General features: G+C 31.8%; 11 protein-coding genes and 1 tRNA gene. 3 read left to right on the top strand and 9 right to left on the bottom strand.

Features of this window, described 5'->3' with window-relative positions:
• The 6 genes from QZ260_RS02355 to QZ260_RS02330 all read right to left on the bottom strand — a co-directional run.
• A partial coding sequence (locus tag QZ260_RS02355; RefSeq protein ID WP_295982307.1) for a DUF4286 family protein occupies nt 1-164 on the bottom strand: 164 nt, incomplete at its 3' end.
• A gap of 6 nt (nt 165-170) precedes the next feature.
• Nucleotides 171-683: a GNAT family N-acetyltransferase gene (locus QZ260_RS02350; RefSeq protein ID WP_295982304.1), complete on the bottom strand. Its 513-nt coding sequence runs from the start codon at nt 681-683 to the stop codon at nt 171-173.
• Nucleotide 684: 1 nt separating this feature from the next.
• Complete coding sequence (locus QZ260_RS02345; protein WP_295982303.1) at nt 685-2400, bottom strand: tetratricopeptide repeat protein; 1716 nt, start codon at nt 2398-2400, stop codon at nt 685-687.
• 556 nt (nt 2401-2956) lie between these two features.
• Nucleotides 2957-4228 carry a serine--tRNA ligase gene (gene serS / locus QZ260_RS02340; RefSeq protein WP_295982302.1) on the bottom strand — a complete coding sequence of 424 codons (1272 nt, stop codon included), beginning with the start codon at nt 4226-4228 and terminating at the stop codon, nt 2957-2959.
• Nucleotides 4229-4272: 44 nt separating this feature from the next.
• Nucleotides 4273-5589 carry an HTTM domain-containing protein gene (locus tag QZ260_RS02335; protein WP_295982299.1) on the bottom strand — a complete coding sequence of 439 codons (1317 nt, stop codon included), beginning with the start codon at nt 5587-5589 and terminating at the stop codon, nt 4273-4275.
• The gene (locus QZ260_RS02330; protein WP_295982296.1) at nt 5579-6517 is read right to left on the bottom strand and encodes a bifunctional riboflavin kinase/FAD synthetase; all 939 of its coding nucleotides are present in this window, start codon (nt 6515-6517) and stop codon (nt 5579-5581) included. Before QZ260_RS02330 ends, QZ260_RS02335 begins: the two co-directional genes overlap by 11 nt.
• 81 nt (nt 6518-6598) lie before the next feature.
• Between QZ260_RS02330 and QZ260_RS02325 the strand changes: the two genes are divergently transcribed.
• Entirely contained in the window at nt 6599-9277 is a 2679-nt protein-coding gene (locus tag QZ260_RS02325) for a reprolysin-like metallopeptidase (protein ID WP_295982294.1), read from the top strand.
• A 13-nt stretch (nt 9278-9290) separates the two neighbouring features.
• Here QZ260_RS02325 and pth read toward each other — a convergent pair whose 3' ends face one another.
• The 3 genes from pth to QZ260_RS02310 form a co-directional block, all read right to left on the bottom strand.
• Entirely contained in the window at nt 9291-9917 is a 627-nt protein-coding gene (gene pth, locus QZ260_RS02320) for an aminoacyl-tRNA hydrolase (RefSeq protein WP_295982291.1), read from the bottom strand.
• Between the two features lie 271 nt (nt 9918-10188).
• Nucleotides 10189-10827 (bottom strand): 50S ribosomal protein L25/general stress protein Ctc, encoded by a 639-nt coding sequence (locus QZ260_RS02315; protein ID WP_295982288.1) that lies wholly within the window; start codon nt 10825-10827, stop codon nt 10189-10191.
• A gap of 45 nt (nt 10828-10872) precedes the next feature.
• The gene (locus QZ260_RS02310) at nt 10873-11814 is read right to left on the bottom strand and encodes a ribose-phosphate pyrophosphokinase (protein ID WP_295982287.1); all 942 of its coding nucleotides are present in this window, start codon (nt 11812-11814) and stop codon (nt 10873-10875) included.
• Nucleotides 11815-12052: 238 nt separating this feature from the next.
• On the opposite strand from QZ260_RS02310, the gene QZ260_RS02305 reads away from it, so the two are divergent.
• Together QZ260_RS02305 and QZ260_RS02300 are read left to right on the top strand one after the other, a co-directional pair.
• Nucleotides 12053-12301, top strand: coding sequence for a GIY-YIG nuclease family protein (locus tag QZ260_RS02305; RefSeq protein WP_271559967.1), 249 nt, complete (start codon nt 12053-12055; stop codon nt 12299-12301).
• A gap of 19 nt (nt 12302-12320) precedes the next feature.
• Nucleotides 12321-12402: transfer RNA gene (locus QZ260_RS02300), tRNA-Leu, on the top strand.
• The last annotated feature ends 326 nt before the right edge of the window (nt 12403-12728 follow it).

The raw sequence follows: 12728 nt of genomic DNA, 5'->3' as shown, positions 1-12728 counted from the left end.
GAATAGGTGACACCTCCCATATCTTCTTCCACTAAAACTCTCGACAACGTTGCCTTTTCAAATTTTCCTGTACCTAAAACTTTCGGGATGTGCTCTTTTATCCAAGTAAGCCATTCGTCATGAATGGATTCTTCAATGTTTGCTGTTACGTTGTATATTATCATTTTTATTTATAAGGTTTTTGCAAATAATAAGAGATCTTCTTCGTCTTCAAAGGGAGTTACTTTTTTTTCATATGTTAATCCCAGTTTTTTTAATAACTTAATAGAGCTATCATTATCTGAAGTTGTTATAGCTATTATTTTATCTAATTTAAATACGTTTTTTGCAAGTTTAATGATTTTAATTGATGCTTCATGAGCAAGTCCTAAACTTTCATAGTTTGGAAGCATTGCAAAACCAACATCTACATATTCTAAAGTATCTCGTTTTATGAGTCCGCAAGTACCAATAGGTTTATTGTTTTCTGCTTTAAGTAATAATTTATAGAACCCAAAACCATGAGTTTTATAGCTTTTTAAATGTCCCGTTTTTATTCTTTCTTCAGCTTCTTTAATCGTTTTGGTATGTCTATCACCAATATATTTTATCCAATTGGGTGAATTAACCAATTCTAAAAAGAAAGGAGCATCTTTTAACGTGAATTTAGAAATTAGTAATCTATTAGTTTCCGCGACTATCATATTAATTTATAGCATCTCCTCTTAATAATCTATAGCGCTTTCTAGCATCGACAAAATAAATACTATCGGCATGATTAAAAATAATTTGTTCATATAAGGCCTTTGCTTTTTCAGGAAGATTTAACTGACTCTCATATATTTCTGCTAAATGAAAATAGGCATCATCAATTAATATACCATCTCTGTAGTTATCTATAATTGCTTGGTAATTTGCCTTAGCTTTTTCAAACTGAGATTTTAATTCGAATATTTGAGCCTGTTTGTATAAAGCTTGAGCAATTATAGGTTCTGTCTTATGTTCTTCAAGGATTTTGTCGAGCAAATCAATGGCTTCTTCATTCCTATTTTGAAAAGCTAATAAGTCTGCTTTTGCATAACGTTTTAATGCAATTTGAAGTGAATCTTCATACTTATTATCAGAAATCAGGAGTTTTAAATCAAGTGCATCATTTGCTATAAGCTGAGATGTCGAGGCTTTTAAAATTTTAAGTTGAGATTCTGCCCATTTAAAATCGCCTTTGTAATAACTAGCTTTAGCAACTTTAAAACGTGCCTCTTGAGAAATAGTGCTATTTTTTAAGTTACGCTGAATTTGAGTGTAATAAATTAGGGCCTTATTAAATTGTTCTTGCAAGACTAAAATATCACCCAACTCTAATTTAACTTGCGCCTTTTCTATGGATGCCAAGGGTTGTTTTAAACTGTTTTCCAAAAATCTTGTAGCTTCTCCTGTTTCATTTAAATAAAAGGCTAAAAAGTGCCCATAAGAAACTTGTAATTCTAAAGTTTCAGATTGATCTCCAAATGTTTTAAATAACTCTAAATATTTACTCTTAATAACTCCGTAATTAGATTTTGAACTTTCTTTAATATCTATTTGAAGTAAATTTTGATGTGCATCAAGTTTTGTTTCAGCATCCTGTGCTGTGTCTATAATGTAATTGAAAACATCTCGAGCAATTTCATTTTTATTGTCGTTTGAAGCCATTAGTGCAATCTCTTCAATTCGGCTTAAACTTTCTGGATGTCTTTTATAAATCGCTTTTTCTTGAGTAAATGCCTTTTTAAAATTTTTTTGTTGAATAAACAACCAACTTAATAACTCATTCCAAAGAATATTGGGTTCTTGCTGTAATTTTTTCAGAAGAAGCTTGCGAAACAAAACATTATTTTCATTAGCACTATCCTCAGTTATAAAATCATTAATAGCACGCTTAACATCTCTTAAAACTATAGGATTTGATTCTGCAAAATTGATATAACTATTAAACATTTTTTCAATATCCCCTTGCTCTCCATAAATTTGTGCAAGTTGTACATTAAAATTAAATTCTGGGTTTAACACCGCAGCCTTTTCATAAGAAACTACTGCTTCATCTAAAAGAGAATGGTTTTGAAAACTTCTCGCTATAGCAAATACATTACTTGCTTTTTCATCAATTGTAGCTATGGCTTTCTGATAATTTTCATTTGCCTTTTGTAAATCATTTTTAAGCTGATAATTATATCCTAACTCAACAATAAAAGCGGGATATGTTATACGTTCCATCAATTTCAATATGAATTTTTCAGCATCATCATATTGCTCTAATTGCTGATGTGTACTTATAATTTGATTGATGTAATTAATATTTGAAGACGATTTAGCATACAAATTTTTATACTCAATTAATGCCTTTTCAAATTCGCCTTTTTGGAAATAGTCTTTGGCGAGCATAGCATTTTGTGAATACAAAATACTAGATAGTAATAAGCAAAAAAATAATATATATCGCATACCGTAAATATAGCAAATGTAAGGTGTTGATAATGTAAAAGTTTTTATAAAAAAAGTGCCCGACAAAAAATCGGGCACTTACCAACCAAAAATAATTTTCTATTAACTACTTGTTAATTAAATACTCGATTGGGGACAGTCTTTAATTCTTATTATTCATAAGAATGACTATTTTCAAAAAATATTATTGAATTACATCAAGAATTTTATTTTAAAAATTCCTATTTACTCGCAATAGTTGTGGTATTACCTTCGGATTTAAACAATTCGAAATCTGAAGATAAAACTTTAGTTGCGAAAAAAATCAAAGCAATTAAAAGGACAACGCGCTTAACATTCTTCATAATTAGTAGGTTGGGTAGATTTGGTTAAGCTAAATACAGTAATAAATCTTAAAAAATCAAATAAACAAAAGAAAATTCGTTAAACAGCATGCTTAATGTGTATTTCATCGATAAAAATGAATATAAATTTTAATTTTTGTAGGCTTTTTCCTTTAATTAATAATTTTAAAACCGGTATAAGGTTGAAGTACTTCAGGAACAAGAATTCCGTCTTCCGTTTGGTAATTTTCCAGAATTCCAGCTAAGACTCTAGGTAATGCTAAAGAGCTTCCATTAAGTGTATGCGCTAGTTCATTTTTACCATCACTATTTTTAAATCGAAGTTTTAAACGATTCGCCTGAAACGTTTCAAAATTTGAAACAGAAGAAATTTCCAACCATCTATCTTGAGCTGTAGAAAACACTTCAAAATCATAAGTTAAAGATGCCGCAAAAGAGGTATCTCCTCCGCATAAACGCAGAATTCTATATGGTAATTTTAATTCTTTTAAAATGTCTTTTACATGGTCAATCATACCATCTAACGCTTTATAAGATTTAGTAGGATGTTCAACACGAATAATTTCAACCTTATCAAATTGATGTAGTCTATTTAATCCTCTAACGTGTGCACCATAACTTCCTGCTTCACGACGAAAACATGGCGTATACCCTGTTATACCTACTGGTAATTCATTTTCATTTAAAACCACATCTCTAAAAATATTGGTTCCAGGTACTTCAGCAGTTGGTATTAAGTATAAATTATCTTCTGTAACATGATACATCTGCCCCTCTTTATCAGGTAATTGCCCGGTACCAAAAGCAGAAGCTTCATTAACCATAAGTGGTAGTTGATATTCCGTATAACCAGCCGCTGTATTTTTGTCTAAAAAATAAGCAATTAATGCACGTTGTAACCTAGCACCCTTTCCTTTATAAACTGGAAATCCAGCACCAGTAATTTTGTTACCTAGTTCAAAATCTATGATGTCGTACTTCTTAGCCAGCTCCCAATGTGGTAAAGCGCCATTGTGTAGTTTGGGAATAACTCCTGCTTTAAAAATTTCTTCATTATCTAACTCAGAGTTTCCACGAGGCACAACATCATGAGGTACATTTGGTATTTTATAAAGTAATTCCTTTAAAGCTTCCACTTTATTATTTAAATCCTCAGAAAGTTCTTTTGAAGCGTCTTTTAATTGACTGGTTTTTTCTTTTAATAGATTAGCCTTTTGAGCTTCACCAGATTTGTATAAGTTTCCTATTTCCTTTGATAAGGTATTAGATTCAGCCAAAGTATTATCTAACTCTGTTTGAAGACGTCTTCTATCTTCATCAAAGGTAATAACATCATTAATCATTTGCGTAGCATCAATATTTCGTTTTGCTAAACGCTCAATAACTAATTCTTTGTTTTCTCTAATAAAAGGAACTTGTAACATGACATTAAAATTTAAGCAACAAATTTAATGAAATGAATAGATAATCACTCTTCTTTTAAAGGTAAAATCCAATTGCTGTGATTAAAAACATTCCACTCTACATTAGCAATATCAATGTCTGGGTTAATTAAGGTTTTATATGGCTTTCCGTTAACACTAACTTTACAATTTATATACACCGCAACATCTTGTCCATTATTTTTAAAATCTTGTTTTAAACGTTGTGCAAATTGCCACATAACATCTGGTTTTGTGCTTGCAGATCTTTTTTGCTTCGTGCTTAAATATTTATTTAAGTCAATATGAGTGCGCTTCCCTGAGTCTTTATTTTCAACCCAAAATGAGGTTTGCCCACTTTTTATGCGAAGCATCATACGCCATGATAATCTATGTCCTTCTTCGGTCCTTAATACATTATCTTCAATAAAATAGTGCCTTAATGGTAAGCCTATTTGAATGATAAAATAAATTGAAAAACCTATAATTAAAGGTGCTTTTAACTTCGGAATAGAAATCTCTTCTGATGTATAATAGAGTTTCTTTTTTAAAAATAGCTTTTGAATTTTTTCAGCAGAGAAAAAGAATAAAGAAAATGCTAAAGCTAAATATGGAAATATGCCAATTTGGAATATAAACGAATTGAACAAATGGAAGAAAATAGAGCCAATAAACGCATATTTTCTTGTGGGTTTAAATAGTAACAAGGGTACAATTAAACCGTCAAACAAAATACCACCATAGGCCAAGGCAAAATGCAGCCATTTTTGCTGAAGAAAGTCACCAACAAAAATATAATCCTTTTTCCCTTTCATCATTAATTCTATAACCGAAGTGTCTAACCAATCAGGATAAAATTTGGCTACAGAAGCATAGGTGTAAACAATAAACAACTGAAGAATAATAATCCAACGACACCATTGCGGCATGGAATAACTCTTAATTTCCGGGTTTAATTTAACATCAACTGAAGCGTATTTATGCGCTGGAAGAAACACCATTATCCCACTTAAAAGCATCAATAAATAATAATGATTGTTATATGATGATTTTTGCATTAAATAGGTTGCTGACCACATGATTGTAAATGCAATCATGCTAAATCGGTATTTATAACCTACCATAATGAGTAAACCAAAAACACCCATTATAACGTAGTAATAATACATGCCGTTTCCTGGTAATGGCTGTAAAAATTCAAAACCTATAAAATTAAATGTAAAATCGGGATCAACTAAGGTCCGTTTTACCCAACCTGTAAAAATAGCGCCTACAGATTCTAAGAAACAAAGGAGTCCGAAAATAATTCTAAAAACGATTAATGCTGAATTATCAATATGTTTAAAGAGCCAATTATTCAGCATTTTGGTTTGAAATATATTCTATTGCTGTTTCTTTATCTTTTGCAAGTTGAAGTTTAAGAGCTTCAAGGGATTCAAATTTTTCTTCATCACGAATTCTATGTAGTAAATCTATTTTTATTGTGTCTTCATAAATATCGTCATCAAAATCAAAAAAGTGCACCTCAATAGTTTGCTTACTCCCATTAACTGTGGGATTCACTCCTATATTCATCATACCATAAACAAGCGTATCCTTAATCATAGAATTCACAATGTAAGACCCTTGCTTAGGAATAATTTTATAATCTTCTTCAATTTCAATATTAGCTGTTGGAAATCCTAATTCTTTTCCTAAACTTTTGCCTTTCGTTACTTTTCCAGTTAACATAAAATTATACCCTAAATAAGCATTGGCCTTATGTATTTCTCCATCCATTAGAGCCAATCTAATTTTTGTTGAGCTTACTGCAACATCATTAATATCTTGGGCTGAAATTTCTTCTACTTCAAAGCCAAAAGTCTCTCCAAAGGTTTTTAAATCGTTAATATCAGCATTTCTATTTCTGCCAAATCTATGGTCATAACCAATAATTACCTTTTTTGCGTTTAGTTCTTCTACTAAAATCCCTTTAACAAAATTTTCAGCTGAAAGTCTTGAAAACTCATGTGTAAACTTTTTTACAACTAAGTAATCTAATCCTAGATCATCTAAAATGTTTCTGCGCTCGTCAATAGTGTTTATTAATTTAATGTTTGAATCCTTTTGAAGCACCATTCTGGGATGTGGAAAAAACGTTAATATCACAGACTTTAATCCTTTTGATTTACCAGTATTAATTAAGTGTTTAATGATTTTTTGATGTCCAATATGCACACCATCGAACGTACCAATAGTTACAACTGTAGGCTCGGTAGAATTATAAATTTCGATATTTTTAACCTTACTCATAAAAGCAAAAAATTGCTGGTTTAATTAAAAAAAACTAGCTTTGCTAATCCAGATTAATAAAATTGTCCCAAATATAATTTTATGAGAACAAAACTACATTATGTTTTATCAACCACCATATTTTTAATAGCATTTTCGGCTTTTGGACAAAAAAACCTTTTTATTGAAGTAAGTAAAAGTATTAATCCAGAATCTAGTATTACCAAAAGAAGCAATGACAAAGGGCTGTTGTTTGATTTTAATTACACCAAATTACATAAGATTTTATCTCGTAAATCTACAAAAACTAATTCTACAAAAACTTCTGACATAATAATAAGCTTCCCGAATACTAATGGCGAATTCGAAAGATATGGTATTGAGGAAGCTTCAGTAATGTCTCCTGATTTACAAGAAAAATACCCAGAAATAAAGTCTTATACTGGTTATGGTATAGATTCTCCTCATACATATTTGCGTTTTAGTTTATCCCCTTACAAAGGCTTATCAGGGATTATTTTAGGCAATAAAGAAACCATCCTTTTCGAACCAAATTCCAAAAACAAAAACCAAATAACCGTTTTAAAGAAATCAAATCTAGATAAAAATGAGGCCTTTAACTGTTTGACAGAAAATAACTCTTTAGAAAAGACTTTCAAATCTAGTTTAAATATAAAAGATGCTGATGATAGTATAAAAAGAACTTACAAAATAGCTATATCTGTTACTGGAGAATATGCTGCTTACCATGGAGGTACATTCGCTCTTGTAAATGCAGCAATTGCAAAGACTTTAACGAATATAAATGCCGTTTTTGAAAATGATTTTAATGTATCGTTACAATTAGTTTCAACCAATGATGCGGTGATATATTTGGATGCTGGGACAGATCCTTATGGTGATACATCTAATAACTATAATAATGAGTTACAAGCAACTCTCGATACTGAAATATTAGAAGCCAATTATGATATAGGACACTTACTATCTGCTGTTGGGTCTGTTGATGGAAATGCAGGTTGTATTGGGTGTGTTTGTGTTAATGGGTTAAAAGGTAGTGGCTATACTTCTGATAACACACCAGATGGCTTTAATTTTGATATCGATTTGGTGGCCCATGAAATAGGTCATCAATTTGGAGCTAACCATACTTGGACTCATAATGGGAATGAAGGTGAGAATGTACAAATGGAACCTGGCAGTGGTTCTACAATTATGGGATATGCAGGAATTACAGGTTCAACTAATGTTCAAGCTAACAGTGATCCTTACTTTCATGCAATTTCAATTGAGCAAATAACAACTTATTCTAAAAGTATCTCTTGTGCTTCAACAACTAACACTGGAAATACAACGCCAACGGTAAATGCTGGAAGTAATTTAACCTTACCCATTGGAACTCCTTTTAAATTAGTTGGAACTGGCGGTGATATTGACGGAGATATTCTCACATATTGCTGGGAACAAATAGATGAGAATAATGCGGCAACAACTTATCCAGATGCCAGCTCAACAGATTCTAATTCGGTTTTATTTAGGTCATACTTACCAACAACAAATAATATTAGATATTTTCCGAATTTATCAGATTTAAAATTTGGAATAAATGCTACCCAATGGGAAAAAATACCTAATGTAAACAGAACTGCAAATTTTAGATTGACGGTTAGAGATAATAAAGCTGGTGGTGCAAATAATAACCATGATGACATAGTTCTTACTTTTAATGACGCTTATGGTCCACTTGAAGTTACGTCACAAAACACATCAGGTATTTTATGGACAAGAGATACAAACGAAACCATAACGTGGAATGTTAATAATACCAATATTTTACCTGGGGCTTCAAATGTAAATATATTACTTTCATTAGATGGTGGAGAAACCTACAATACTATTGTAAATGACATCCCGAATAATGGAAGTTATACACTAACAGTACCAAAAACACCCGCCCCGCATTGCAGAATAATGATTGAGCCCACAAACAACAATTTCTTTGCTATTAATACTGAAGATTTTGCAATTGATTATGATGTAAGTAAAACCTGTACGCAATACAGTTCTGCTTTAAGTTTAGGAATTGATATTTCAGATAATGGTGATAGCTATACGCAAAGTCATATTATAAATATTCCCAATAATTCTACTATTTCTGATATTAATATCGGTGTTAATATTACACACCCATACATAGGTGATTTAGAGATAGGTATATTGAGTCCTAATAGCACAGAAATTTTATTAAAATCTTCTAAAGACTGCGATGAAGAAGATAATATTATTGGTGTTTTTAATGATGACACTATAACATACAACTGTTCTAATTCTGGAGCGAATATCGCTTCTAAGTCTTTAAGAGATTTACTTGATAGCTTTAATGGTGAGAATTCTTCAGGTGATTGGACCATTCTTTTAGGTGATTTTGAAAGTGGCGATTTAGGAACTTTGAATTCTTGGTTTATTGAAATTTGTGAAACAACAGAAACAACCTTGAAAAATGAAAATGAAGAAGAATTCGAATTTGTTGATTTTCCAGGATTTTTACTTTTTCCAAATCCTAGTAGAGGTCAATTTAAAATTCAATTATCATCAGATTCAGATAGAATTACCATAGAACTCTTTGATATTAGAGGACGCTTAATTCATGAAAAGACTTATAATACTATTGATGGCAATTTTGAGGAAGACATTAATTTAAATAATATTCAATCTGGCATGTATATTTTGAATATACATAACGGCATTCAAAAAGCCACAAAAAAGATTATAATACAATAATTAATTAAAACTTTTATTTAGCATTAAAAGCATTCATGGTGTTATTGATACCTGCTAATCCAAAAGATTTTATAAGGGCTATTGATTTATCTAGACGCTCTTTGAGTTGATCTAATTCCTCTGTTGTCCATTCTCCTAAAACATAATCGACTTGCCTGCCTTTGCTAAAAGTATCGCTTATACCAAATCTATATCTATTATATTTTGTGGTATTCAACTTCTCTTGAATATCCTTTAAACCATTGTGGCCACCATCACTTCCTTTGGTTTTTACGCGGATACTCCCGAAGGGTAAATTTAAGTCGTCTGTAATAACCAATAAATTTTCTAAAGGAATTTTTTCTTTAGTCAACCAATATAGAACAGCTTTTCCGCTTAAGTTCATATAGGTATTTGGTTTTAATAAGATAAATGTTCTCCCTTTTAATTTATAAGTAGTCACATCTCCGAGCTTTTGAGTCTCAAAGGTTAAATCTTCTTGTTTCGCAAAATAATCTAAAACTTTAAAGCCAATATTATGACGTGTACTAGCATATTTCTCGCCAATATTTCCTAGACCAACTATTAAAAATTTCTTCATGGAATCTTGTTCTTCTATATGGTTTTTCTTTTTAAATAAGTTTGACAAAAACTGCCACATGATATTTTTATTTTAAAGCTAAAATACATTAAACATGCCAAAACATTGATAGATACTTTTATATACCTAACAGCCTGCTTTAGGGATAGTAATAAAAAGCCCACAGAGAGGCAAAATCGAGGACTTGTAATGGATGGCCCGACCGCGCCTAAGCGTGGCAACCTACCTCCCGGCAGGCAGGCACCCAAAATATTAACTACCTGATTTTTTGAAAATAAAAAAGCATCCTGAATAAAACAGGATGCTTTTTATAATTTAATTGGAATAATTTCTATTCTTGAGTTGCAGGTGCTTCCGCTCCTTCTGCTCCTTCTGCTGCTTCTGCTGCTTCTGCTCCTTCTTCTTCTTCTTCATCCTCTACAGCTACTCTAGATGTACTCACTCGACATACTACAGTAGTATCCGTCTGTAAAAAAGTATAATCTCCAGTAGGCAAATCACCTACTGCAACTTTATCGCCAATTTTTAGAGGTGTAATATCTATCTCTATAAAATCTGGTAAGTTAGCTGGAAGTGCTTTAATACGAAGTTTTCTATTATTTCTTCTTAAAACACCACCGTTTTTAACACCTTTAGAGTTACCAACAAGGTTAACAGGAATGTTTAACGCAATTTCTTTATCTTCAAATAATTGATAAAAATCTACGTGTAAAATTCTATCTGTTACTGGATGAAATTGGATATCTTGAAGTACCGCATTTAAAACTTCACCATTATCTAAGTTAATCACAACTGTATGCGCATTAGGCGTGTATACAAGTTTAGAGAAAGCTAATTCTGGTGCTGAAAAATGCACTGGCTTGTCTCCTCCGTATAATACGCAAGGAACCTGACCAGCATTACGTAAGGCTTTTGTTGATTTTTTGCCTACGCTTTCTCTTTGAGATCCGTTGATTGTAATTGATTTCATAATCGTTTATATAAATAATTTAATTAATATTCTATTTTGAGTGATTTACATCACAAATTTTGAACTAATAGATTGATTGTTATGTACTTTATCCATAACCTGTGCAAATAAATCAGCACAACTTAAAACTTTAATTTTATCACTTAAAGGTTTAACGGGTATCGTGTCGGTAACTATTAGTTCTTCTAATTTTGAATTGTTTATGTTATCATAAGCGTTACCAGATAATATAGGATGCGTACAAATAGCTCTTACGCTAAGTGCTCCACGTTCCATCATTAAATCTGCTGCTTTTGTTAATGTCCCTGCAGTATCAACCATGTCATCTACTAAAACAACATTTTTCCCTTCCACATTACCAATAAGTTCCATGTGAGTAATCACATTGGCTTTAGCACGTTGCTTGTAACAAATTACAACATCGCTTTTTAATGCTTTAGAGTATGCATAAGCCCTTTTAGAACCTCCCATATCTGGAGAAGCAATGGTTAAATTATCCAAATTTAAGCTTCTTAAATACGGCAAAAAGATTGTTGATGCATATAAATGATCTACAGGTCTTTCAAAAAATCCTTGTATTTGGTCTGCGTGCAAATCCATCGTAATAATACGGGTAGCACCAGCAGTCTCTAACATTTTTGCTACTAATTTTGCCGCTATTGGCACACGCGGTTTATCTTTTCTATCTTGTCTTGCCCATCCAAAATAAGGTATAACAGCCGTAACATGTCTAGCCGAAGCACGTTTTGCGGCATCAATCATTAACAACATTTCCATTAAATTTTCTGCACCAGGATTGGTAGAACCAATAATGAAAATTCGGGTCCCTCTTATAGATTCTTCATAAGAAGGTTGAAATTCACCATCACTATATGTTGAAGTAATTACATTCCCTAAATCTGCACCATATGCTTTGGCTATTTTTTCACCTAAAGCTTTACTTTGTGTACATGCAAAAATTTTGGCTTCCGTTATAACAATTGGCATAGTTAACTTGTTGTTTTTGAGTGCGCAAACACTTCGTGATTTTTAACGAGGTGCAAATTTATACATTTATTTTAACCTAAAAAGTATATTGGCTAGTATTTTTATGCGTAATATCGAAAAAAACTATATTTTTGCTATCTATTACAAGCTCAAGTGGCGGAATAACCTACCGAGGGTAGGATAGGTAGACCTGTCTGCCGACAGGCAGGCGCGCTTATTGTACGAAGTTCTTAATAATATGCTTTATATTTACGCCTTATCAAGTATTAACAGAAATTATATTTATGTTGGTATGACTCAAGATTTAGAGGCTAGAATTAAAAGGCACAATGACGGAAGAGAGAAAACAACAAGAGCCTACAGACCTTTTGAATTGATTTTTTCAGAATCTTTAGATGTTGAAAGAGCTGAAGCAAGAAAAAGAGAAAAATATTGGAAATCTGGAATAGGAAAAGAAAAACTAAGGCAGATTAGAGATAATAAATAAAATACCAAATTGGTTAATTGCTCAAGTGGCGGAATTGGTAGACGCGCTGGATTCAAAATCCAGTAACTTCGGTTGTGTGGGTTCGATTCCCACCTTGAGTACAGATAATTCATTAGAATGCCCTATTTTCAACAGTTTTGAGAGTAGGGTTTTTTATTTGTGCCGGTATTGTATCCGAGAAAGTTCAAATAAGTTAGAGATTTGAATACTTATTTAGTAGATGTCTAACATTTCTAGTATGTACTGACAAATGTCATTTTTTAATTATTGAGTAAGAATTACCTTAGATTTTTATTAAAACCTTATTATTATGAAAATCAATTTCTTAGCAGTAATTGCGATATTATTAACCCTCAATTTCGGTTGTTCCTCAGAATCTAGCGAGGTGGCGACACCTGACACTACTAGCGACACACCTACTAATCAA

It is taken from the genome of uncultured Algibacter sp. (assembly GCF_905480415.1).
GTDB lineage: Bacteria > Bacteroidota > Bacteroidia > Flavobacteriales > Flavobacteriaceae > Algibacter_B.
Note: the sequence above shows the minus strand (reverse complement) of the source record. Positions and strands in the feature narration are given on the sequence as shown.

Bases quoted from the DNA above. Each gene is read 5' to 3' on its own strand.
- QZ260_RS02350 (WP_295982304.1), bottom strand. From the start codon at position 683: ATGATAGTCGCGGAAACTAATAGATTACTAATTTCTAAATTCACGTTA.
- QZ260_RS02345 (WP_295982303.1), bottom strand. From the start codon at position 2,400: ATGCTCGCCAAAGACTATTTCCAAAAAGGCGAATTTGAAAAGGCATTA.
- serS (WP_295982302.1), bottom strand. From the start codon at position 4,228: ATGTTACAAGTTCCTTTTATTAGAGAAAACAAAGAATTAGTTATTGAG.
- QZ260_RS02335 (WP_295982299.1), bottom strand. From the start codon at position 5,589: ATGCTGAATAATTGGCTCTTTAAACATATTGATAATTCAGCATTAATC.
- QZ260_RS02330 (WP_295982296.1), bottom strand. From the start codon at position 6,517: ATGAGTAAGGTTAAAAATATCGAAATTTATAATTCTACCGAGCCTACA.
- QZ260_RS02325 (WP_295982294.1), top strand. From the start codon at position 6,599: ATGAGAACAAAACTACATTATGTTTTATCAACCACCATATTTTTAATA.
- pth (WP_295982291.1), bottom strand. From the start codon at position 9,917: ATGTGGCAGTTTTTGTCAAACTTATTTAAAAAGAAAAACCATATAGAA.
- QZ260_RS02315 (WP_295982288.1), bottom strand. From the start codon at position 10,827: ATGAAATCAATTACAATCAACGGATCTCAAAGAGAAAGCGTAGGCAAA.
- QZ260_RS02310 (WP_295982287.1), bottom strand. From the start codon at position 11,814: ATGCCAATTGTTATAACGGAAGCCAAAATTTTTGCATGTACACAAAGT.
- QZ260_RS02305 (WP_271559967.1), top strand. From the start codon at position 12,053: ATGCTTTATATTTACGCCTTATCAAGTATTAACAGAAATTATATTTAT.